19 protein-coding genes are annotated in these 23,334 nt (G+C 70.0%); 1 reads left to right on the top strand and 18 read right to left on the bottom strand.

What is annotated here, in order from left to right; translation table 11 throughout:
• Positions 1 to 12: 12 nt before the first annotated feature.
• The 5 genes from H293_RS0121570 to H293_RS0121550 form a co-directional block, all read right to left on the bottom strand.
• Complete coding sequence (locus tag H293_RS0121570) at positions 13 to 1,587, bottom strand: Na+/H+ antiporter (RefSeq protein ID WP_020119920.1); 1,575 nt, start codon at positions 1,585 to 1,587, stop codon at positions 13 to 15.
• 92 nt (positions 1,588 to 1,679) lie between these two features.
• The gene (locus H293_RS0121565) at positions 1,680 to 2,150 is read right to left on the bottom strand and encodes a GNAT family N-acetyltransferase (protein WP_020119919.1); all 471 of its coding nucleotides are present in this window, start codon (positions 2,148 to 2,150) and stop codon (positions 1,680 to 1,682) included.
• Positions 2,147 to 3,091, bottom strand: a complete 945-nt coding sequence (locus H293_RS0121560) for an RluA family pseudouridine synthase (protein WP_020119918.1) — start codon at positions 3,089 to 3,091, stop codon at positions 2,147 to 2,149. The genes H293_RS0121565 and H293_RS0121560 overlap by 4 nt, the downstream gene beginning before the upstream one ends.
• 58 nt (positions 3,092 to 3,149) lie before the next feature.
• Positions 3,150 to 3,725 (bottom strand): signal peptidase II, encoded by a 576-nt coding sequence (lspA, locus tag H293_RS0121555; RefSeq protein ID WP_020119917.1) that lies wholly within the window; start codon positions 3,723 to 3,725, stop codon positions 3,150 to 3,152.
• Positions 3,726 to 3,786: 61 nt separating this feature from the next.
• A complete protein-coding gene (locus H293_RS0121550; protein ID WP_020119916.1) occupies positions 3,787 to 5,376 on the bottom strand; it encodes a TraR/DksA C4-type zinc finger protein in 1,590 nt (529 codons plus the stop codon).
• A 588-nt stretch (positions 5,377 to 5,964) separates the two neighbouring features.
• Between H293_RS0121550 and ileS the strand changes: the two genes are divergently transcribed.
• Positions 5,965 to 9,096 carry an isoleucine--tRNA ligase gene (gene ileS, locus H293_RS0121545; protein ID WP_020119915.1) on the top strand — a complete coding sequence of 1,044 codons (3,132 nt, stop codon included), beginning with the start codon at positions 5,965 to 5,967 and terminating at the stop codon, positions 9,094 to 9,096.
• Positions 9,097 to 9,258: 162 nt separating this feature from the next.
• Here the strand turns inward: ileS and H293_RS0121540 are convergent, their stop codons facing one another.
• From H293_RS0121540 to H293_RS0121480, 13 genes are all read right to left on the bottom strand, one after another.
• Positions 9,259 to 10,482, bottom strand: a complete 1,224-nt coding sequence (locus H293_RS0121540) for a DivIVA domain-containing protein (RefSeq protein ID WP_020119914.1) — start codon at positions 10,480 to 10,482, stop codon at positions 9,259 to 9,261.
• A gap of 52 nt (positions 10,483 to 10,534) precedes the next feature.
• Positions 10,535 to 10,825, bottom strand: a complete 291-nt coding sequence (locus H293_RS0121535) for a YggT family protein (protein ID WP_020119913.1) — start codon at positions 10,823 to 10,825, stop codon at positions 10,535 to 10,537.
• Between the two features lie 51 nt (positions 10,826 to 10,876).
• A complete protein-coding gene (locus H293_RS0121530; protein WP_020119912.1) occupies positions 10,877 to 11,518 on the bottom strand; it encodes a cell division protein SepF in 642 nt (213 codons plus the stop codon).
• A gap of 129 nt (positions 11,519 to 11,647) precedes the next feature.
• Complete coding sequence (locus H293_RS0121525; protein ID WP_020119911.1) at positions 11,648 to 12,367, bottom strand: YggS family pyridoxal phosphate-dependent enzyme; 720 nt, start codon at positions 12,365 to 12,367, stop codon at positions 11,648 to 11,650.
• Positions 12,368 to 12,373: 6 nt separating this feature from the next.
• Entirely contained in the window at positions 12,374 to 13,102 is a 729-nt protein-coding gene (pgeF, locus tag H293_RS0121520) for a peptidoglycan editing factor PgeF (protein WP_020119910.1), read from the bottom strand.
• Positions 13,099 to 14,295 (bottom strand): cell division protein FtsZ, encoded by a 1,197-nt coding sequence (gene ftsZ / locus H293_RS0121515; protein ID WP_007381416.1) that lies wholly within the window; start codon positions 14,293 to 14,295, stop codon positions 13,099 to 13,101. Before ftsZ ends, pgeF begins: the two co-directional genes overlap by 4 nt.
• A 287-nt stretch (positions 14,296 to 14,582) precedes the next feature.
• Positions 14,583 to 15,377: a cell division protein FtsQ/DivIB gene (locus H293_RS0121510; protein WP_028808071.1), complete on the bottom strand. Its 795-nt coding sequence runs from the start codon at positions 15,375 to 15,377 to the stop codon at positions 14,583 to 14,585.
• Between the two features lie 19 nt (positions 15,378 to 15,396).
• On the bottom strand, positions 15,397 to 16,491 hold the full coding sequence (gene murG / locus H293_RS0121505) for an undecaprenyldiphospho-muramoylpentapeptide beta-N-acetylglucosaminyltransferase (protein WP_020119908.1): 1,095 nt from the start codon (positions 16,489 to 16,491) through the stop codon (positions 15,397 to 15,399).
• 6 nt (positions 16,492 to 16,497) lie between these two features.
• Positions 16,498 to 17,859, bottom strand: coding sequence for a putative lipid II flippase FtsW (ftsW, locus tag H293_RS0121500; RefSeq protein ID WP_020119907.1), 1,362 nt, complete (start codon positions 17,857 to 17,859; stop codon positions 16,498 to 16,500).
• 20 nt (positions 17,860 to 17,879) lie between these two features.
• Positions 17,880 to 19,313: a UDP-N-acetylmuramoyl-L-alanine--D-glutamate ligase gene (gene murD, locus H293_RS0121495; protein WP_199790183.1), complete on the bottom strand. Its 1,434-nt coding sequence runs from the start codon at positions 19,311 to 19,313 to the stop codon at positions 17,880 to 17,882.
• The gene (gene mraY, locus H293_RS0121490) at positions 19,295 to 20,368 is read right to left on the bottom strand and encodes a phospho-N-acetylmuramoyl-pentapeptide-transferase (protein ID WP_020119905.1); all 1,074 of its coding nucleotides are present in this window, start codon (positions 20,366 to 20,368) and stop codon (positions 19,295 to 19,297) included. The genes murD and mraY overlap by 19 nt, the downstream gene beginning before the upstream one ends.
• Positions 20,365 to 21,765 carry a UDP-N-acetylmuramoyl-tripeptide--D-alanyl-D-alanine ligase gene (locus H293_RS0121485; protein WP_020119904.1) on the bottom strand — a complete coding sequence of 467 codons (1,401 nt, stop codon included), beginning with the start codon at positions 21,763 to 21,765 and terminating at the stop codon, positions 20,365 to 20,367. The genes mraY and H293_RS0121485 overlap by 4 nt, the downstream gene beginning before the upstream one ends.
• 4 nt (positions 21,766 to 21,769) lie before the next feature.
• On the bottom strand, positions 21,770 to 23,290 hold the full coding sequence (locus tag H293_RS0121480; protein ID WP_028808069.1) for a UDP-N-acetylmuramoyl-L-alanyl-D-glutamate--2,6-diaminopimelate ligase: 1,521 nt from the start codon (positions 23,288 to 23,290) through the stop codon (positions 21,770 to 21,772).
• Positions 23,291 to 23,334 lie beyond the last annotated feature (44 nt).

Raw genomic sequence — 23,334 nt, 5'->3', positions numbered from 1 at the left:
CCTACAAAAAGCTCACCGCAGACTGCGGACGTCCAGGTGCCGCAGCACCCGGTCCACGACCTCGGGGTCGGCCCCCGGTTCGCTCCGCGCCGCCAGCACCTCGTGCCGCGCCGCGCTCAGCATCTCGCCGTGGATCCGCCGCGCCCGCTTGAGCCGCCGCCTGGCCTCGCGCCGCTCCTCGTCCCCCGTCTCGGGATGGATCCGCACGCCGATCTCGAACGCCCGCCGCAGCATCTGCTCGGACAGGTCCTCCGGCAGCTCCTCCACGTTCTCGATCTCCCGCAGCCGCTGCTTGGCCGCCTTCGCCGCCCGGACGGCGAGGACCTTCTCGAACTCCTTCTCCCGCTCGGTGTCGGCCTCCACCCCCAGCCGCTTCACCAGCCACGGCAGGGTCAGCCCCTGGAGCACCAGCGTGGCCATGATCACCCCGAACGCGATGAAGATGATCTCGTCCCGGTCGGGAAAGCCCGCCCCCGAGTCGGTCTTCAGCGGAATGGCCAGGGCCAGCGCGACCGACGCCACGCCCCGCATCCCGGACCACCACATGATGACGGTCTCCCGCCAACTGGTCGGGATCTCCTCACTGTAGTCCCGCTTGGCGTGCATCCGCTTGGTGAGCCAGGTGGCCGGCATCAGCCACGCCAGCCGTACGAGGACGACCACGGCCACGATCGCCGCGGCCCAGCCGAGCATCTCGCCCCAGCGGCCGGACGCGGTCCGGATCGCGTTGTGCAGTTCGAGCCCGATCAGCCCGAAGGCCACACCGGTGACGAGCGTGTCGACGATGTCCCAGAAGGTGTGCCCCGCCAGCCGGGTCATCACGTCGTCGGCGTCGGTGCCGTGCTCGGCAAGGAACAGGGCCGTGGTCAGCACGGCGAGCACACCGGAGCCGTGCAGTTCCTCGGCGAGCACATAGGAGGCGTACGGCACGAGCACCGTCAGCCCGATCTGGAGGGTGGCGTCGCCCAGGAGGTCCATCAGCTTGTTGGCACCCCAGCCCAGCGCGAGCCCCACGGCGACGGCGACCACCGCGGAGAGCACGAACTCGAACACGGCCTCCCCGGCCGTGAACGAGCCGCTGACGGCCGCGGCGACGGCCACGTGGTAGAGCACGATCGCCGTCACGTCGTTGAACAGGCCCTCGCCCTCCAGGATGGACACCAGCCTGCGGGGCAGCCCCAGCTGGCCCGCGACGGCGGTCGCGGCGACCGGGTCGGGCGGCGCGACCAGCGCGCCGAGCGCGAGGGCGGCGGCGATCGGCAGCCCCGGCACGATCGCGTGCGCGACGGCGGCGACGCACAGGGTCGTCACGAACACGAGCGCGACGGCGAGCAGGAAGATCGGCCGTTTGTTGGCCGCGAACTGGCGCCAGGAAGTGCGCCGCACCGCCGCGTAGAGCAGGGGCGGCAACAGGATGGGCAGGATCAGGTCCGGCGGGATGTCGACATTCGGTACGAAGTCCAGCACCGCGAGCACTATGCCGAGCAGGGTCATCAGCACCGGCGCCGGCAACCCGAAACGGTCCCCCACCGGGACGCTGATCAGAGCCCCCAACAACAACATGAACAACAGGGCCAACTGATCCACGGTCAGAACTCCGGGCAGATCGACAGAACATCGGTCACTTCAGTCTGCCCGCAAAACGCCCGAACCCTCCCGACCGCCGCTCCCGCCGACCCTCAGAGAACCCGCCGCATGGCCCGGTGCGGCATCCCCGCGTCCGGGAACTCCGGACCGTAGGCCACGTACCCCAGCCGCTCGTAGAACCCCAGCGCGTGCGTCTGGGCGTGCAGGTCCACCGCCGTCAACCCACGCGCGCGTGCCGCCTCCTCGACGGCCCGTACGAGCGCGGCACCCACCCCGAGCCCGCGCGCCTGCGGGGTCACGGCGAGCCGCCCCAGCGAGCCCACCGACGCGTCACCGCCGGTCTTCCCGGCCGCCGCGTCACCGAACAGCAGCCGCCCGGTCCCGAGCGGCACCCCGTCCTCCCGTACGGCCAGCACGTGCAGCGCCCCGGCGTCGTAGGCGTCGTACTCGATGTCCTCGGGCACGCCCTGCTCGCCGACGAAGACCTCCTTGCGGACCGTGAAGCAGGCCTCACGGTCGGCGGGGTCCTCGGCGACCCGCACGTCGTACGCGGGTGTGCTCACCCGTAGGTCTCCTCACGCACCAGGTCCAGGGCCTGCTGGAGATCCTCGGGATAGTCGCTCGCGAACTCCGCCCACTCCCCGTCCCCCGGGTGCTCGAAGCCGAGCCGCACGGCGTGCAGCCACTGCCGGGTCAGCCGGAGCCGCTTGGCGAGCGTCGGGTCGGCGCCGTATGTCAGGTCGCCGACGCACGGGTGGCGGTGGGCCGCCATGTGGACGCGGATCTGGTGGGTGCGCCCGGTCTCCAGCTTCACGTCGAGCAGGGAGGCCGCGCGGAACGCCTCGATGAGGTCGTAGTGCGTCACGGACGGCTTGCCCTCGGCGGTGACCGCCCACTTGTAGTCGTGCTGGGGGTGCCGGCCGATGGGCGCGTCGATGGTGCCGCTGGTCGGGTCCGGGTGGCCCTGGACGAGCGTGTGGTACCGCTTGTCGACCGTGCGCTCCTTGAACTGCCGCTTGAGCGAGGTGTACGCCCGCTCGGACTTGGCCACGACCATCAGTCCCGAGGTGCCCACGTCGAGCCGGTGCACGATGCCCTGGCGCTCGGCGGCACCGGAGGTGGAGATGCGGTACCCGGCGGCGGCGAGCCCGCCGATCACGGTCGTCCCGGTCCAGCCCGGCGACGGGTGCGCGGCCACGCCGACCGGCTTGACGATGACGACCACGTCGTCGTCGTCATGGACGATCTCCATGCCCTCGACCGGCTCGGCGACGATCTGCACGGGCGCGGCCGCCTGTGGCATCTCGACCTCCAGCCAGGCCCCGCCGTGCACCCGCTCGGACTTCCCGACCACCGACCCGTCGACCATGACCTTCCCCGAGGCGGCGAGCTCGGCCGCCTTGGTCCGGGAGAAGCCGAACATGCGGGAGATGGCGGCGTCGACGCGCTCGCCCTCCAGGCCGTCGGGCACGGGCAGGGTACGGATCTCGGGAATGGTGCTCACCCGTCGAGTATGCCGGACGGGTGAGACAGCCCCGACCGAGCCTGTGGAAAACCGGGGCTCAGTCCTTGTGGACGGTGCCGTCCGGGTCGAGGCCCTTGAAGGACAGCAGCACGATCAGGATGCCGCCGCACACGATCGCCGAGTCGGCGAGGTTGAAGACGGCGAAGTGCTTGGGCGCGATGAAGTCGACGACCGCCCCCTCGAAGACGCCGGGCGAACGGAAGAGCCGGTCGGTGAGGTTGCCGAGCGCGCCGCCCAGCAGCAGCCCGAGCGCGATCGCCCAGGGCAGGCTGTAGAGCTTGCGGGCGAGCCGGGCGATGACCACGATCACCGCGGCCGCGATCACCGTGAAGATCACGGTGAAGGCCTCACCGAAGCCGAAGGCCGCGCCCGCGTTGCGGATCGCCTCGAACTTCAGCCAGTCCCCGACGATCTCGATCGGCTCGTGGTGCTCCAGCCTGGCGACCACGATCATCTTGCTGACCAGGTCGAGGGCGTACGCGAAGGCGGCCACCGTGAACAGCACGGCGATACGGCGCTTCCCCCTGGGCCGCGCCGCCTGGTCCTGCTCCGGCTCGGTCCCCGCCGCCTCTGGGGTATCCGGCGTACCGATGATGCGCTCCGCCTCTGCCACGTGAGTCCCTCGACCTAGGTACCTGACTGAGGACGAGGGTACGACACGCCTCCAAGGTCCCTCAGTACCGGCGTTCCTGCTTCTGCTTGCACTCCACGCACAGGGTCGCGCGCGGGAAGGCCTGCATACGTGCCTTCCCGATGGGGTTGCCGCAGTTCTCGCACAGGCCGTAGGTGCCGGCGTCGAGCCGTCCCAGGGCACGCTCGGTCTGGAGGAGCATCTCGCGCGCGTTGGCCGCGAGGGCCATCTCGTGCTCGCGCGTGATGTTCTTGGTGCCGGTGTCGGCCTGGTCGTCGCCCGCGCCGTCCCCGGAGTCCCGCATGAGCCCCACCAGGGACTCCTCGGACGTGGAGATCTCGGTGCGCAGCCGCAGAGCCTCGGCCGTCAGTTCCGCGCGGGCCTCCGCGACCTCTTCGGGCGTCCACGGGTCCTCACCCGGGCGCACCGCGAGTTCGCCGGGCTCCACCGCGGCGACACGCGCGTTGGGTAGGGCGCTCTTCGCCGCTGTGGCCGTGCCAGGGGTCTTCTTCGCAACCACCGTCGTGGCTCCCGTCTGCTTCGCGGCCTCGGCCGCGCCCGCCTTGTTGGCCGTGCTCTTCCTGGCCGCCGTCTTCCCGGAGGTGCCCTGCCCGGCGGCCCCCTGCGGGGCCCCGGCCTCCGTGGCGGCCGTCTCCTCGACCGCGGTGTCCTTCGCGGCCGTCTTCCTCCCCGCGGCCTTCGTCGCGGCCGTGCTCTTGGCCGCACCCTTCGGCGCGGCGGTTTTGGCGACCGCGCTCTTCCGCGCCGCCGTGCTCTTGGCCGCACTCCCGGTCGCGGCCGTGCTCTTCGCGGCGGCCCTCTTCGTGACCGCCTTCTTCTGCGTGGCCGACCCCTTCTCGGCGGCCGCGGACTTCTCGGCGCCTGCCTTCCCGGCGGCTCCGGCCTCCGCGACCGCCCCCTTGGCGACCGCCTTGCCGGTGGCTGCCTTCTTGGCGACCGCGGACTTCTTCTTGGCCGACGCCTTCGCGGCAACCTCAGACTTCCCGGCGGCCGCCTTCTCAGTCGCTCCGGCCTCCCCGACCGCCGCCTTGGCGACCCCCTTCCCGGTGGCCGCGGACTTCTTGGTCACCGACGCCTTCGGGGCGGCCCCGGACTTCCCGGCACCCGCCTTCCCGGTGGCTCCGGCCTCCCCGACCGCCGCCTTGGCGACCCCCTTCCCGGTAGCCGCCTTCCCAGTGGCCGCCTTCTTGGCGACCCCGGCCTCCTTCGTGACCGCCTTCTTCGTGACCGCAGCCTTTTTCGTGACCGCAGCCTTTTTCGTGACCGGGGCCTTCTTCGTCGCCAGCGCCTTCTTCGTGACCGAGGCCTTGCCGACGCCCTTCGTGGCCTCCGCCGTTCCACCGACCGGCGGCTCGGCCTCCGGGCTCCCGGCCTGGGCCTCCTCCCGCCCGGCACCCCGGGAGGCCGTGGCCTTCTTCGCGACACTCTTCGCCGCCGCTCCGACCGCCTTCACGGCCTTGGTCGCGGCGCCCTTGCCGGACGACGCGGCCTCGGACGCCACCCCGCGCACACTCTTCTTCCCGCCCGCGTCCTTGGCCTCGCCACCGGAGGCACGGGCATGGGTGGAACGGCCCGACGCCGACTGCTGTACGGCGGTCTTCTTCGCCACCATGCCGCGGCCCCTTCACATATTGTGATCTTGCACGCGAATCGTGCTGGGACGATAAATCGACTTGAGTCCCGCGGCAACGGGGCACGCCGCCCGATTCGCCCGCCCCGCACGTGCGGGGCGGGAAGCATGCATGCGTTGTGCCCAGCTCCCCGCCGGGTAATCCGCACAATCGCCCGTCCCGGAATCCGAACAGCCGTGCCGCTCCATTCGGGTCACTCGACGCCCTACGGCGGCCGCCCCGCCCGGCCCCGGAAAAGCGGTCGGCCACTGTCCCCGGGGCGCCGTACACTGGGCGGAGCGAGAAGCGTGGATGGGGACGAGTAGCGGCGTACGCAGCCCAGAGCGACCCGGGGACGGTGGAAGCCCGGGGGCGAGCGCGACGCGAAGATCACCCCGGAGCCGCCGGAAGAAACCCCCAGCGGGGGGCGTAGACCCGGCATCGCGACCCCAATGAGGGGGCTCACCGACGCACACCCCGTGTCGGCGGGCCAAGGAGGGTGGTACCGCGGGAGCGCGCCGAGACCGGCGTAGAGAACAAGGCTCTCGTCCCTCCGGACGGAAGGCAGCACATCCGCCGGAGGAAGACTGATGACGCAGTACCGCCAGGTGCCCGCCCAGGTCGACCTGCCCGCGCTCGAGCACGCGGTGCTCGACTTCTGGCGCGAGCAGAAGATCTTCGCCAAGACCCTGGAGCAGTCCGAGGGCCGCCCCGAGTGGGTGTTCTACGAGGGCCCGCCCACCGCCAACGGCATGCCGGGCGCCCACCACATCGAGGCGCGCGTCTTCAAGGACGTCTTCCCCCGCTTCCGCACCATGCGCGGCTACCACGTGGCCCGCAAGGCCGGCTGGGACTGCCACGGCCTCCCGGTGGAGCTGGCGGTCGAGAAGGAGCTCGGCTTCAGCGGCAAGAAGGACATCGAGGCGTACGGCATCGCCGAGTTCAACGCCAAGTGCCGCGAGTCCGTGACCCGCCACACCGACGCCTTCGAGGCGCTCACGACCCGCATGGGCTACTGGACCGACCTCCAGGACCCGTACCGCACGATGGACCCGGAGTACATCGAGTCCGTCTGGTGGTCGCTGAAGACGATCTTCGACAAGGGCCTGCTGGTCCAGGACCACCGCGTCGCCCCCTGGTGCCCGCGCTGCGGCACCGGCCTGTCCGACCACGAGCTGGCGCAGGGCTACGAGACGGTCGTGGACCCGTCCGTGTACGTCCGTTTCCCGCTCACCTCCGGTCCGCTCGCCGGCGAGGCCGCGCTCCTGGTGTGGACGACGACCCCCTGGACCCTGGTGTCCAACACGGCGGTCGCCGCGCACCCGGAGGTCAGCTACGTCGTCGCGACCAATGGCGAGGAGAAGCTCGTCGTCGCCGAGCCGCTGCTCGCCAAGGCGCTCGGCGAGGGCTGGGAGACCACCGGCCAGTCCTTCACCGGCGCCGAGATGGAGCGCTGGACCTATCAACGTCCGTTCGAGCTCGTGGAGTTCCCGGAGCCGGCGCATTACGTCGTCAACGCCGAATACGTCACGACCGAGGACGGTACGGGCCTGGTCCACCAGTCCCCCGCCTTCGGTGAGGACGACCTCAAGGTCTGCCGCGCCTACGGTCTGCCCGTGGTGAACCCGGTCCGCCCGGACGGCACCTTCGAGGAGGACGTCCCCCTCGTGGGCGGCGTCTTCTTCAAGAAGGCGGACGAAAAGCTCACCGAGGACCTCCAGCAGCGCGGCCTCCTCTTCCGGCACATCCCGTACGAGCACAGCTACCCGCACTGCTGGCGCTGCCACACCGCGCTCCTCTACTACGCGCAGCCGTCCTGGTACATCCGCACCACCGCCGTCAAGGACCGCCTCCTCCAGGAGAACGAGAACACCAACTGGTTCCCGGAGACGGTCAAGCACGGCCGCTTCGGCGACTGGCTCCAGAACAACATCGACTGGGCGCTGTCCCGCAACCGCTACTGGGGCACCCCGCTGCCCATCTGGCGCTGCGAGGAAGACCACCTCACCGTCGTCGGCTCCCGCGCGGAGCTCTCCGAGCTGACCGGCACGGACCATTCCGAACTGGACCCGCACCGCCCGTACATCGACGACGTCACCTTCGCGTGCCCCCAGTGCCAGAAGACGGCCACGCGCGTGCCGGAGGTCATCGACGCCTGGTACGACTCCGGTTCGATGCCGTTCGCGCAGTGGGGCTACCCGTACAAGAACAAGGAACTGTTCGAGTCCCGCTACCCGGCACAGTTCATCTCCGAGGCCATCGACCAGACGCGCGGCTGGTTCTACACGCTGATGGCCGTCGGCACCCTGGTCTTTGACAAGTCGTCGTACGAGAACGTCGTCTGCCTCGGCCACATCCTCGCCGAGGACGGCCGCAAGATGTCCAAGCACCTGGGCAACACCCTGGAGCCGATCCCGCTGATGGACCGGCACGGCGCGGACGCGGTGCGCTGGTTCATGGCGGCCGGCGGTTCCCCGTGGGCGGCCCGTCGGGTGGGCCACGGCACGATCCAGGAGGTCGTCCGCAAGACGCTCCTGACGTACTGGAACACGGTCGCCTTCCAGGCCCTGTACGCGCGTACGTCGAACTGGGCGCCCAGCGAGGCGGACCCGGCCCCGGCCGACCGTCCGGTCCTGGACCGCTGGCTGCTGTCCGAACTGCACGCCCTGACCGACCAGGTGACCCAGTCCCTGGAGTCGTACGACACCCAGCGCGCCGGAAAGCTCCTGTCGGCTTTCGTCGACGACCTGTCCAACTGGTACGTACGCCGGTCCCGGCGCCGCTTCTGGCAGGGCGACAAGGCCGCGCTGCGCACGCTGCACGAGGTCGTCGAGACGGTCACCCAGCTGATGGCCCCGCTGACCCCGTTCATCACCGAGCGGGTCTGGCAGGACCTGGTCGTGCCGGTCACCCCGGGCGCCCCGGAGTCGGTGCACCTGGCCTCCTGGCCGGAGGCGGACCTCAAGGCCATCGACCCGGGCCTGTCCAGGCAGATGGTCCTGGTGCGCCGGCTCGTCGAGCTGGGCCGTGCCACGCGCGCGGAGTCGGGTGTGAAGACCCGGCAGCCGCTGTCCCGGGCGCTCATCGCCGCGACCGGCTTCGACGCCCTCGACCGCGAACTGCACGCGCAGATCACGGACGAGCTGAACGTGACCGCTCTCGCCTCCCTCAGCGAGGTCGGCGGCAGCCTGGTCGACACCACGGCGAAGGCCAACTTCCGCGCCCTGGGCAAGCGGTTCGGCAAGCGCGTCCAGGAGGTGGCCAAGGCCGTCGCGAACGCCGACGCGGCCGCGCTCTCCCTCGCCCTGCGCGAGGGCACGGCGTCGGTGGAGGTCGACGGCGAGACGATCACGCTCGCCCCCGACGAGGTGATCATCACGGAAACCCCGCGCGAGGGCTGGTCGGTGGCGTCCGACTCCGGTGCGACGGTGGCCCTGGACCTGGAGATCACGGAGGAGCTGCGCCGAGCGGGCCTGGCCCGTGACGCGATCCGCCTGATCCAGGAGGCCCGCAAGAACAGCGGCCTCGACGTGGCCGACCGCATCGCGCTGCGCTGGACCTCCACGGACCCGGCGGTTCTCGCGGCCCTGTGCGAGCACGCGGCTCTGATCGCCGACGAGGTCCTGGCGACGGACTTCTCCCAGAGCGAGGCGGACGACACCTACGGCACCCCGTTCACCGACGAGGGCCTGTCGCTGACGTTCCGCCTGCGCAAGGCGTAGGACCGAGAAGAAAGGCCCGGTTCCCCCGCGAACGCGAGGGGGACCGGGCCTTTCCTCATGTCCGCGACACCGTGATCAACCCGCGTAAAAGGGCAGGGCCCCGGATCGAAATCCGGGGCCCTGCCCTGAACGCTGCCGACGCCTGAGGCGTACTAGAGGCCGTCAGTTGTCGTCCTCGTCGATGAGGAAGCCACGCATGGGCGAGGGAGCCTGCCCCATCGGGCCGGGACCCTGCGGCCGCACCGGCGCCATCGGCTGGGTCATCGCGGGCGACATCTGCTGCTGGCCACCGTAGGACGGGCCGGCCGCCGAAGGACCGCCGCCCATGCCCTGGTTGCCACCGTACGACGGCGCGCTCGCACCGGCCGGAGCCATCGACGGCGCCGGGGACGGCGGCAGCGACGCGGTCGCCGGGGTACGCGGCGGAGCCAGCGAGTCGTCGGCCTGGGTCTCCAGCTGACGCAGCTGGGACTCGAGGTACGACTTCAGACGCGTGCGGTACTCGCGCTCGAAGCCGCGCAGGTCCTCGACCTTGCGCTCCAGCGTGGCGCGGGCGGACTCCAGGGAGCCCATCGCGACGCGGTGCTTCTCCTGCGCGTCCCGCTCCAGGGCGTCGGCCTTGGCACGGGCGTCACGCTCGAGACCCTCGGCACGCGAACGCGCCTCGCCGACGATCTTGTTGGCCTCGGAACGGGCCTCCGCGATCGCCTGGTCGGCGGTCTGCTGGGCGAGCGAGAGGACTCGGGCGGCACTGTCGCCACCGGGGCCCTGACCGGGGCCGCCCATCGGACCGCCCATGGGGCCGCCCATCGGGCCACCCATCTGCTGCTGCATGGGCGGCTGACCGCCCATGGTGCCCTGGCCCATCGGACCCTGACCCATCTGGCCCTGACCCATCTGGCCCTGACCCATCGGGCCTTGGCCCATCGGGCCCTGACCCATGGGCCCCTGGCCCATCGGACCGGGACCCTGCGGGCCGCCCTGGCCACCGCCGGGACCGGCGGGCAGCTGCGGGGCACCGCTCGGCAGCTGGGGCGGGCCACCCATGGGGCCGCCCATCTGCTGCGGCGGACCGGATATGCCGGCCGGCACGGGGGCGCCGGGACCGGGCCCACGCATGCCCTGCTGCGGCATTCCCTGTCCGGGCATGCCACCTTGCTGCTGGTCCTGCTGCTCCGGAGGCTTGCGCATGTTCTGCTGGTTCTGGGCAGCAGCACGCGTCGCCGCGGCCAGCTTGGCGCGCAGGTCCTCGTTCTCGCGCAGCAGGCGGGTCAGTTCGGCTTCGACCTCGTCGAGGAAGGCATCGACCTCGTCCTCGTCATAGCCTTCTCGGAGGCGGACGGTCGTGAACTGCTTGTTCCGCACGTCCTCGGGGGTCAACGGCATCTCTTCACCTCAACGTAGTCATCGGCAGTCGGCAAGACCGTATCGTCCACAGTCACCTCGACAGGTTTCCCGTGATGGAGATGAGGATGTAGACGATGATCATCAGCACGAAGAAGGACAGGTCGAGCGCCACGCCCCCGAGACGCAGCGGCGGGATGAACCGCCGCAGAAGCTTCAACGGTGGATCGGTGACAGTGTAGGTGGCCTCCAGAACGACCACCATCGCCTTGCCGGGTTGCCATGAGCGGGCGAACTGGAAGACGTAGTCCATGACCAACCGGAAGATGAGCACGATGAGGAACACCATCAGCGCGATGTAGATCACCTGTGCGAACACGCTCATGGACTGTCTTTCCCTCTCCCCTGTTCCGTGCTTCGTTCCGGTTGTTGCTTCTCAGCTCTGGTTGAAGAACCCGCCCTCTGCGATGCGGGCCTTGTCCTCCGCCGTGACATCGACGTTAGCAGGCGACAACAGGAACACCTTCTGCGTCACCCGCTCGATGCTGCCGTGAAGACCAAACACCAAACCGGCCGCAAAGTCGACAAGTCGCTTGGCGTCTGTGTCATCCATCTCAGTCAGATTCATGATCACCGGGGTGCCCTCACGGAAGTGTTCCCCGATGGTACGGGCCTCGTTGTAGGTCCGGGGGTGAAGTGTGGTGATCCGGTAAGGCTCTCGTTCCGACACGACCTTGGGCATGATCACCGGTGCGTTCTTCTCCAGGCTTGCGCGCTCTTGTGTGATGGATGCCACGGGCGCGATGCGCGCCGGACGCACCGATTCCGCGGCGAGCGAAGAGGATCGGGGCACCGGGTCGCGCTGTACCGAGGGCTGCACCACTCTGACCGATTCATCCCTTTCAGGCTGAAGTGCCTGATGTGACTGATGAGACGGCTCATGCCGTCGACGGTCCCGCTCTGGCTCCGGGTCGAGTTCCGGTTCGAAGTCGTCGTCGGGGTCGAAACCGCGGCCGTCGTACCCATCGTCCTCCACGAGGCCGAGGTAGACCGCCATCTTGCGCATCGCGCCGGCCATTCTCTGAGTCCTCCGCTCTGTGGTGGATCGGCTGACGACTGCCAAGTGCCCGCCATCCACGAGGTCGTTATGACCGCCTTTCGGCGGCAATGACCATATTTTCTGCTGTGGTCCGACTTCCTGGCGACGTTACCCGAGCCGGGGGCGGACTCCGAGTACCGCGGTGCCGACGCGCACATGTGTCGCCCCTGCCGCCACGGCCTGTTCGAGGTCCGCGCTCATCCCTGCCGAGACCATGTTCGCAGCCGGATGGTCCCGGCGCAGGTCGGTCGACAAATCCATCAACCGCTCGAACGCCGCCTGTTCGCGCCCCGCGTACTCCCCGGTGAGCGGAGCGACGGTCATCAGACCGTCGAGCCGCAGTCCCGGAGCCCGGGCCACGAGACCGGCCAACTCCCCGATTCCGCCCGGCGCCACACCACCCCGCTCCCCTCGCTCGCTCGAACCGGCGTCGAGTGCGACCTGGATCAGGCAGCCCACGTCGCGCTCGGCCTTCACGGCCTCCTTGGAGAGAGCCGTCACCAACTTCGAACGATCGACAGACTGCACGAGATCCGCGTAACCCACTACAGATCGCACTTTGTTGGTCTGCAATTGGCCAACGAAATGCCAAGTAAGGGGCAGATCCGAGCATTCGGCGGCCTTGGGGGCCGCGTCCTGGTCCTTGTTCTCGGCGACGTGGCGCACCCCGAGCTCGGAGAGAATCCGCACATCGCTCGCGGGGTAGGTCTTGGTGACCACGATGAGGGTCACCTCTTCGCGCTCCCGCCCGGCGGCCGCACACGCGGCGGCGATGCGCTGCTCCACCTTCGCCAGATTTGCGGCGAGTTCATCCTTACGGTCCGTCATGCCCCATCAGTCCAGCCAGACATATCCCGCGAGTCGCCCCGTGGCGCGATCGCGGCGATACGAGAAGTGGTCGCCCGACTCCAGCGTGCACACCGGCGACTGCCGCCGGTCGTGCACCCCGAGCCGGTCGAGCTGCGCGTGCACTCCGGCGCTCACGTCGACCGCGGGAGTGCCCCAACTCGTCTCGGCGTGCGCCGCGGGTTCGACGGCGGCGACCTCGGCGCGCATCTCCTCGGGCACTTCGTAGCACCTGCCGCAGACGGCGGGTCCGGTGCGGGCGACGATCCGGGCGGGATCGGCGCCGAGTTCGGTCATCGCGCGTAGCGCGGCCGGGACGACTCCGGCCACCACGCCGGGCCGGCCCGCGTGGGCCGCCGCGGCGATCCCGGCGACCGGGTCGGCGAGCAGCACCGGGGTGCAGTCGGCGGTGAGGACGGCGAGGGCGAGACCGCGTTCGGCGGTGACGACCGCGTCGACCCGGGGCACCGGCTGCTTGCCCCAGGGCTCCGAGACCACCGCCACGTCCGCCCCGTGCACCTGGTTCATCCAGACCACGCGGGCCGGGTCGAGACCGAGCGACTTGGCGGCCAGTTCGCGGTTGGTCGTCACGGCCTCGGGGTCGTCGCCGACCGCTCCGCCGAGGTTGAGCTCCTCATACGGAGCGGCGCTCACCCCGCCCCACCGGTCGGTGAAGGCGAAGTGCGCGCCGCTCACGCTGTCGCGCTGTCCTATCACTTCAGGAAGTCCGGCACGTCCAGCTCCTCGGCCGCGCTGTCCGAGTAGCTCCGGGACGGCGGGACGGGCGGGGCGACCGGGAGGTCGGCGGCCGGCTCGGGCGCGGGCTCCGGGTCCTCCTTCGGCGTGACGCTGCCGAGCGAGCCGAAGGACGGACGGCTCTCGGTCTGCCGTACCGGAGTGGGCTCCTCGCGGCGGGCCGAGGTCGAGGAGGAACCCATGACCGTCTCGCGGCGGGTCGGCGGCTGGCCACCGTCGAAGCCGGCGGCGATCACGGTGACGCGGACCTCGTCGCCGAGGGCGTCGTCGATGACCGCGCCGAAGATGATGTTGGCCTCGGGGTGGGCGGCCTCGCTCACCAGCTGGGCCGCTTCGTTGATCTCGAACAGACCGAGGTCGCTGCCGCCGGAGATGGAGAGCAGCACGCCCCGGGCGCCGTCGATGGACGCCTCCAGGAGCGGCGAGGAGATCGCCATCTCGGCCGCGGCCACCGCGCGGTCGTCGCCGCGGGCCGAGCCGATGCCCATGAGCGCCGAACCGGCCTCGGACATGACCGACTTGACGTCGGCGAAGTCGAGGTTGATCAGACCGGGCGTGGTGATGAGGTCGGTGATGCCCTGGACACCGGAGAGCAGGACCTGGTCGGCCGACTTGAAGGCGTCGAGGACCGAGACCTGGCGGTCCGAGATGGACAGCAGTCGGTCGTTGGGGATGACGATGAGGGTGTCGACCTCTTCGCGGAGTTCCGCGATGCCGTCCTCGGCCTGGTTGGCGCGGCGCCGGCCCTCGAAGGTGAACGGGCGGGTGACCACGCCGATGGTGAGGGCGCCCAGCGAGCGGGCGATGTTGGCCACGACGGGCGCGCCGCCGGTGCCGGTGCCGCCGCCTTCACCGGCCGTCACGAAGACCATGTCGGCCCCCTTGAGGACCTCCTCGATCTCCTCGCGGTGGTCCTCGGCCGCCTTGCGGCCGACGGCCGGGTTGGCGCCGGCGCCGAGTCCGCGGGTGAGTTCGCGGCCGACGTCGAGCTTGACGTCGGCGTCGCTCATCAACAGCGCCTGCGCGTCGGTGTTGATGGCGATGAACTCGACGCCCTTGAGACCGACCTCGATCATCCGGTTGATGGCATTGACACCACCGCCGCCGACACCGATGACTTTGATGACTGCGAGGTAGTTCTGCGGTGCTGCCACGTCGAAGGCCTCTCGCCTCGAGTTACGTGTCGCCGAACCGACGAAGCAGTGCTGCCTCGCGATCCGTCGACTGATGCCGAATGGGACGGTCCGTAGCGCCGACCCGAACCCTAACGCTGAAGTTTAGGGTTACCAGTGTGTCTGTTCCCTGGAGTCTTCTGAACAGGACACTAAGTCGACAAGTGGCGCACGTTCAACGAACACGCCGAACCTCCCGTTTTTCTTTTCACCCTATGTGATCAGCCGTAGCAGTGCCCAACCAGGGTGCTGGCCTGCGCTGATGTGCGTCAACTCCCCGATGACGCGGGGGCGGTGGGAACGCTGACGTCGAAGTGCCGCGCACCGGAGGCGGCTTTCATGAGAGCGGTGAGCGTACGGGCCTTGGCGGCGCCGTTCTCGCCGCTCCCCCAGGCGACGGTGCGCCCGCCCCTCAACTCCAGCGAGATGTCGTCGTACGAACGCACCTTGACGGAACGGGTCGCGCGCGCGACGTCGATCGGAATGTCACCCGCCACGCGCACCGCTTCGCGCACGAGCCGGGACTCGCCGAAGCGGCGCAGGCTCGCGGCGCGGGTGTCCGGCCGGCCGAGCGCCAATTCCAGTGCGGGGACGCCTTTCGGGGCCACGGGAACCGTGGCGAATCGGACACCTTCGTCGTCCACTTCGACAAAGTTTCGGCCCTTTTGGACAAGCAGAACCGGAGTACGCTCAGTCACTTTCAGCCCGATTCCATGCGGCCAGGATCGAGCGACATCAACCGAGTCAATTCGGGGCAATTTCCGGCGCAGTCGTGCCTCGATCGCGTCGGTGTCGACGGAAATCAGCGGCGAGCCGACCGGGACGTCCGCGGCCTCGCGGACCTGTTCCGGAGTCAGCACCAGGGTTCCCGAGACCGAGACGCGTTCAACGCGGAACCACTGGGAGCCGTACAACAGCCCGAAGGCACCCGCGGAGAGAAACGCGAACGCCACGGCAAGGATGATGATCATACGAAGCCGACGCACCCTCAACCGCCGGGCGGGAGGCGGGCCGGACGACTCCTGTTGGCGTTCACCGCGCTCGGCGGTCGTCGATCCGGCCACGCGCACTCCCTCTTCCTGGCTACTGGCGTCGGTGCGAGGCGATCGCCTCGTACACCATGCCGACGAGCAGGTCGTCGGCGTCCCGGCGGCCGAACTCGGCGGCGGAGCGGGACATCTCGTACAGCCGGTGCGGGTCGGCGAGCACGGGCAGGACGTGGCCCCGTACCCACTCGGGCGTCAGTTCCGCGTCGTCGACCAGCAGTCCGCCGCCGGCCTTGACCACCGGCTGGGCGTTCAGCCGCTGTTCGCCGTTGCCGATGGGCAGCGGGACGTAGGCGGCCGGGAGCCCGACGGCGGAGAGTTCGGCGACGGTCATCGCGCCCGCGCGGCAGAGCATCATGTCGGCCGCGGCGTACGCGAGGTCCATCCGGTCCAGGTAACTTACCGGGATGTACGGGGGCATTCCCGGCATCTGCTGTACATGCGGCAGTTCGTTCTTGGGACCGACCGCGTGCAGGATCTGGATCCCGGCCTGCTGGAGCAGGGGCGCGACCTGCTGGACGACCTCGTTGAGGCGCCGGGCGCCCTGCGAGCCGCCGGAGACCAGCAGGGTCGGCAGGTTCGGGTCGAGGCCGAACAGGTGCCGGGCCTCGGGGCGGACGGCGGCCCGGTCCAGGGTGGCGATGGTGTGGCGCAGCGGGATGCCGATGTAGCGGGAGTTGCGCAGCTTGCTGTCCGGCGTGGCGACGGCGACCTGGGCGGCGTACCGGGACCCGATCTTGTTGGCGAGGCCGGGACGGGCGTTGGCCTCGTGGACCACGATCGGCACGCCGAGCCGCTTGGCGGCGAGGTAGCCGGGCAGCGCCACGTAGCCGCCGAAGCCGACGACCGCGTCGGCCTTGGTGCGCTCCAGGATCTGCTCCGTGGCCTTGATCGTGCCACGCAGCCGGCCCGGGACGGTGATCAGCTCGGGGGTCGGCTTACGGGGCAGCGGGACGGCCGGGATGAGCGCGAGCTCGTAGCCGCGCTGTGGGACGAGCTTGGTCTCCAGGCCCCGTTCCGTGCCCAGGGCCGTGATCCCCACGGTCGGGTCCTGCCTGCGCAGGGCGTCCGCGAGGGCGAGCGCGGGCTCGATGTGGCCGGCGGTCCCCCCACCGGCGAGTACGACATGCACCGAAATTCACCGCTCTCCGGACGAACGCGCCGATGGGGCGCGCCGTCTCATCGTGTTCCATCTCCGAGGCCCCCGTGCCGGCACGGCGCCTCCCGCCCGCTTTCTACCAAAGCGGGGTTGCCGCATCGAAAGCGCCGCCCGCGCAGCGGGATCGTCACGCGCGAACGCGATCAGCAGCCCGATGGCGAACATGGTCGGCAGCAGGGCGGACCCTCCGTAGGAGAACAGCGGGAGCGGGACTCCGGCGATCGGCAGCAGACCGAGCACCGCACCGATGTTGATCACTGCCTGAGCGGTGATCCAGGTGGTCACGCCTCCCGCGGCATACCTCACGAAGGGGTCCTCCGTGCGTCCGGCCACGCGGATACCCGCATAGCCTAGAGCCGCGAAGAGAGCGAGTACCGACAGCGTCCCCGCAAGGCCCAGTTCCTCACCGGTGACGGCGAAGATGAAGTCGGTGTGGGCTTCGGGTAGTTGGCCCCATTTCTCCACACTGGCACCGAGCCCGGAGCCAAAGATTCCGCCGGAGGCCAGGGCGTAGATGCCGTGCACGGCCTGCCAGCAGTCGGCGCCCCCCGACCTGGGCTCGGTGGCACCGATGCAGGCGAGCCGGGCCATGCGGTTGGGGCTGGTCTTGATGAGGATCATCCCGATCAGCCCGGCGATCGACAGCACTCCGACGAACAGCCGGGTCGGGGCCCCCGCGAGCCACAGCAGGCCGAACAGGATCGCCGTCAGGATGATCGCCGTGCCCATGTCGCCGCCGAGCATGATCAGCCCGAGCAGCAGGAAGGTGACCGGGACGAGCGGCACCAGCATGTGCTTCCACTGGGTCAGCAGCTTCTTGTCCTGCTTGCGGGCGAGCAGGTCGGACGCCCACAGCACGAGGGCGAGCTTGCCGAACTCGCTGGGCTGGATCTGGAAGGAGCCGCCGAGCGAGATCCAGTTCTGGTTGCCGTTGACCGACATCCCTATCCCCGGCACCTGCACCAGGGCCATCAGGAAGACCGCGCCCGCCAGGATCGGGTAGGCGAGCGCCCGGTGCAGCTTGACCGGCATCCGGGAAGCGATCAGCAGCAGTGCGGCACCGATGACGGCGGCCAGGAACTGCTTGCGGAAGAAGAAGGATCCCGGCAACGACATCTGCAGAGCCGTGACCTGGGAGGCCGAGTAGACCATCACCAGCCCGAGCACGGTGATCAGGAGACTGCCACCGAGGATCAGGTAGTAGGCGGTCAGCGGCCGGTCCCAGGCCTTTCGCGCGCGCGTGTAGAGCCGTTGTACGGGGTTCTCGGACAGGGGCCGGGCGACGGCGGGGCGTCGGGCCGCCCGCTGCACGGGCGGCCTGCCGGTTCGGCTGGTGGGCATCAACGCCTCCGCTACGTCGGTCAGGAGCCGAGTTCGCGAACCGCCTCCGCGAACGCGTCACCGCGCTTGTTGTAGTTGGCGAACATGTCCATCGAGGCGCAGGCCGGGGCCAGCAGCACCGTGTCCCCTGCGACGGCGAGGCGGGAGGCCTCCTGGACAGCCGCGAGCATCGCCCCAGTGTCGGTCCGGTCGAGGTCCACCACGGGTACTTCCGGGGCGTGTCGCGCGAGGGCTTCACGGATCAGGGCGCGGTCCTGGCCGATGAGCACGACACCGCGAAGTCGCTTTGCCGACTTGGCGACCAGTTCGTCGAAGGTGGCGCCCTTGGCGAGCCCGCCGGCGATCCACACGATCGACTCGTAGGCCGCCAACGAGGCTTGTGCCGCGTGGGTGTTGGTGGCCTTGGAGTCGTCGACGTAGGCGACCGCGTCCACGTCGGCCACGTGGGAGATGCGGTGGGCGTCCGGGGTGAAGTCCCGCAGCCCGTCCCGTACCGCCCTGGCGGGCACCCCGAATGCGCGTGCGAGGGCCGCCGCCGCAAGGGCGTTGGCGATGTTGTGCGGGGCGGGCGGGTTGACGTCGGAGACCTCGGCGAGCTCCTGGGCGTTCTTGTGCCGGTCCTCGACGAAGGCCCGGTCGACCAGGATGCCTTCGACGACACCGAGTTGGGACGGTCCGGGGGTGCCGAGGGTAAAGCCGATCGCCCGGCAGCCCTCCTCCACGTCCGCCTCGCGTACCAGGTCCTCGGTGGCCTTGTCGGCCACGTTGTAGACGCAGGCGACCCGATTGCCCTCGTAGACGCGGCCCTTGTCGGCGGCGTACGCCTCCATGGAGCCGTGCCAGTCGAGATGGTCGGGGGCGAGATTGAGCACGGCGGCGGAGTGGGCGCGCAGCGAGGGCGCCCAGTGGAGCTGATAACTCGACAACTCCACGGCCAGGACGTCGTACTGCTCGTCGCCGAGGACCGCGTCCAGGAGGGAGACGCCGATGTTGCCGACGGCGGCGGTGCGCAGCCCCGCGGCCTTCAGGATCGACGCCAGCATCTGGGTGGTGGTCGTCTTGCCGTTGGTGCCGGTGATCGCGAGCCAGGGGGCCGCGTCGGGGCCCCTGAGACGCCAGGCGAGCTCCACGTCGCCCCAGATCTCCAGACCGGCCTCACGGGCCGCTGCGAAGAGCGGCTTGTCCGGCTTCCAGCCCGGCGCGGTGACGACGAGTTCGGTGCCCTCGGGCAGGGTCGCGCCGTCGCCGAGGCGCACGGTGATGCCCAGCGCCTCCAACTCTGCGGCCTGCTCACGCGCGCGTGCGTCGTCGCCGTCGTTGACGACCGTGACGTGCGCCCCGCGCGCGTGCAGCGCCCTGGCCGCCGGGATGCCGGAGACACCGAGTCCGGCGACGGTGACGTGCTTCCCCTGCCAGTCGAGGTGCTCCGAGGAGGTCACTTTTCTGCTGCCCATCCCGCGTAGAAGAGACCCAGGCCGACGATCACGCAGATGCCCTGGATGATCCAGAAGCGGACCACCACGAGGACTTCGGACCAGCCCTTGAGTTCGAAGTGGTGCTGGAGCGGGGCCATGCGGAAGACGCGCTTGCCGGTGAGCTTGAAGGAGCCGACCTGGATGACCACCGACATGGTGATGAGGACGAACAGGCCGCCCATGATGGCCACCAGCAGCTCCGTGCGGGAGAGGATGGCCAGGCCGGTGAGGACACCGCCGAGCGCGAGCGAACCCGTGTCACCCATGAAGATCTTGGCCGGCGAGGTGTTCCACCACAGGAAGCCCAGGCAGGCACCCATCAGTGCCGAGGCGATGACCGCGAGGTCGAGGGGATCCCGTACCTCGTAGCAGGCACCCGGGTTGGTCAGGGTGCCCGCGTTGGCGCAGGACTCCTGGAACTGCCAGACGCCGATGAAGGTGTAGGCGCCGAAGACGAGGACGGAGGCGCCGGTGGCGAGGCCGTCCAGACCGTCGGTGAGGTTCACGCCGTTCGACATCGCGAGGATCATGAACAGCGCCCAGACCACGAACAGGATCGGGCCGATCTTCCAGCCGAAGTCGGTGATGAACGACAGCTTGGTGGAGGCCGGGGTGTTGCCGCGGGCGTCCGGGAACATCAGCGCGAGCACCGCGAAGCTGATGCCGACGATGAGCTGACCTGCCATCTTCGCCTTGGCCCGCAGGCCCAGCGAACGCCGCTTGACGATCTTGATGTAGTCGTCGAGGAAGCCGACCAGGCCCATGCCGCACATCAGGCCGAGCACCAGCAGACCCGAGTAGGTGGGCGGGTAGCCGGTGATGACCTTGGACAGGAAGTAGGCGACGACCGTCGCCAGGATGAAGGCGATACCACCCATGGTCGGCGTACCGCGCTTGCTGGCGTGCTCGCGCGGGCCGTCGTCCCGGATGTACTGGCCGTAACCCTTGCGCGCGAGCAGCTTGATCAGCAGCGGGGTGCCGACCAGGGTCAGAAAGAGGCCGATGACTCCTGAGAACAGGATCTGCTTCATCATCGGGCGGCAACCTCACCCTCGGCGTCGAGCAGCGCCTGGGCGACGCTCTCCAGGCCGACCGAACGGGACGCCTTCACGAGGACGACGTCTCCCGGGCGCAACTCACTGCGCAGCAGGTCGACCGCCGCCTGTGCGTCGGACACGTGCACCGACTCCTCACCCCACGAACCCTCGTTATATGCGCCCAGTTGCAGCCAGGACGCTTCCCTGCCCCCGACCGCGACGAGCTTGCCGACATTGAGCCGGACGGCGAGCCGTCCGACCGCGTCGTGCTCGGCGAGCGCCTCGTCTCCGAGCTCGGCCATCTTGCCGAGCACCGCCCAGGTCCGCCGCCCCTTGCCCATCGCCGCGAGCGCGCGCAAGGCCGCTCGCATGGACTCGGGGTTCGCGTTGTAGGCGTCGTTGACGATGGTCACGCCGTCCGGGCGCTCGGTGACCTCCATACGCCAGCGGGAGAGGGAGCCCGCCTCGGAGAGCGCGGTGGCGATCTCGGTTGCGGACATGCCCAGCTCATGGGCGACGGCGGCCGCGGCGAGCGCGTTCGACACGTGGTGCTCACCGTACAGGCGCATGGTCACTTCGCTTGCACCGGAGGGTGTGTGAAGCATGAAGGCAGGCTGTCCGCTGTCCGTGAGTCGTACGTTCTCGGCGCGTACGTCCGCTTCGCCGGACTCTCCGAAAAGGATCACCTTCGCCTTCGTACGGGACGCCATGGCCCTTACGAGAGGATCGTCGGCGTTGAGGATCGCCGCACCCTCCGCGGGCAGCGCCTCCACCAACTCGCCCTTGGCCTGCGCGATCTGCTCGCGGCCGCCGAACTCGCCGATGTGCGCGGAGCCGACGTTGAGGACCAGACCGATCTTCGGGGGCGTCAGATCCGTGAGGTAGCTGATGTGGCCGATCCCGCGGGCGCCCATCTCCAGGACGAGGAACTTCGTCTCCTCGGTGGCGGTGAGCGCGGTGAGCGGCAGCCCGATCTCGTTGTTGAGCGAGCCCGGCGTGAACACCGTCGGCGCCTTGCTCCGGAGCACCTGCGCGATGAGGTCCTTGGTGCTGGTCTTGCCGGCCGAGCCGGTGAGGGCGACGAGGGTCGCGCCGAGCCGTCGTACGACATGACGCGCGAGGGCGCCGAGGGCCGTCTGGACGTCCTCGACGACGATCGCGGGCACGCCGACGGGGCGCTGTGCCAGCACGGCCACCGCGCCCGCCCGGACGGCCTGGTCGGCGTAGTCGTGGCCGTCGACGCGCTCCCCCACGAAGGCGGCGAACAGGCTGCCGTCCTTCACCTGCCGGGAGTCGATGACGACGGGCCCGTGCACCTGCGCCGACGGATCCGGTATGTCATGCGTCTGCCCGCCGACGACTGAGGCGATCTCGGCGAGAGAGAGGGCGATCACAAGTTCATCCCTGGGTCTTCTGGATGGCTTCTCGAAGGACCTGGCGGTCGTCGAAGGGACGGACCACCCCGGCGATGTCCTGGCCCTGCTCGTGGCCCTTCCCGGCGACCAGTACGGTGTCGCCCGGCCGCGCGCGGGCGACTGCTGCGGCGATCGCGGCGGCCCGGTCCTCGAAGACCTGGACCTCGCCACGCTCGTGTGCCGGTACGGACGCCGCGCCCTGGAGCATGGTTGCAAGAATCGCGAGGGGATCCTCGGAGCGGGGGTTGTCGGAGGTCAGTACGGCGGTGTCGGCGAGGCGGGCCGCGGCCGCGCCCATGGGACCCCGCTTGGTCGTGTCACGGTCGCCTCCGCAGCCGAGCACGATGTGCACCTTGCCCTCGGTGACCTTGCGGAGCGCCTTGAGCACCGACTCGACGGCGTCGGTCTTGTGGGCGTAGTCCACGACCGCGAGGTAGGGCTGCCCGGCGTCCACGCGCTCCAGGCGGCCCGGCACGCCCGGTACGGCGGCGACGCCGTCGGCGGCGGTCTGCGGGTCGAGGCCGGCCGCGGCCAGGGCGACGATCGCGGCGAGGGTGTTCGCCACGTTGAAGGGGCCCGCGAGCGGAGACCTGGCGGCGATCCGCTCGCCCTTGGGGCCGATCACGGTGAACGTCGAGTCCATGGGGCCGACTTCGACCTCCTCGGCACGCCAGTCGGCGTCGGGGTGGCCCTCGGCGGAGTAGGTGACGACCGGGACGGTGGCTTCCTTGGCGAGCCTGCGGCCGTACTCGTCATCGAGGTTGACGACGCCGAGACGGCTGCGTTTCGGCGTGAAGAGCTGCGCCTTGGCCCGGAAGTAGTCCTCCATGTCGGAGTGGAACTCCATGTGTTCCGGGCTGAGGTTGGTGAAGACACCGATGTCGAAGACACAGCCGTCGACCCGGCCGAGGACCAGCGCGTGGCTGGAGACCTCCATGGCGACCGCCTCGACCCCGCGCTCGCGCATGACCGCGAACAGGGCCTGGAGGTCGGTGGCCTCGGGCGTGGTGCGCTCGGACTTGATGCGTTCGTCGCCGATGCGCGTCTCGACGGTGCCGATCAGACCGGTGGACCTGACCCCCTTGAGACCGCCCTCGACGAGATAGGCCGTGGTGGTCTTGCCGGAGGTGCCGGTGATCCCGATCTGGAGCAGGTCCCGGCCGGGGTGACCGTAGATCGTGGTGGCCAGTTCGCCCATGCGCGCGCGTGGGTCCTCGACGACCAGCACCGGAAGCCCGGTCGCGGCGGCACGCTCGGCGCCGGTCGCGTCGGTCAGCACCGCGACCGCGCCGAGGCCGACGGCCTGGGTGACGAAGTCGGCGCCGTGCAGACGGGCGCCGGGGAGGGCGGCGTACAGGTCGCCGGGACGGACGGCACGCGAGTCATGGGTGATCCCCGTGACCTGCGCGGCCTTCTGCGGCGGCTCGGCACCCAGCTGGTCGGCGAGCTCCGCGAGGGGTGTTGCGGAGACCCGGACCGGCCGGGGCGGTCCCGGATAGGTCACGGGTGCGCCCTTCTGGGTGGTTTGGGACTGATCAGCGTGTGGCA

Source organism: Streptomyces canus 299MFChir4.1, assembly GCF_000383615.1.
Classification (GTDB): Bacteria; Actinomycetota; Actinomycetes; order Streptomycetales; family Streptomycetaceae; genus Streptomyces; species Streptomyces canus_C.
This window is presented reverse-complemented; position numbering and strand designations above follow the sequence as displayed.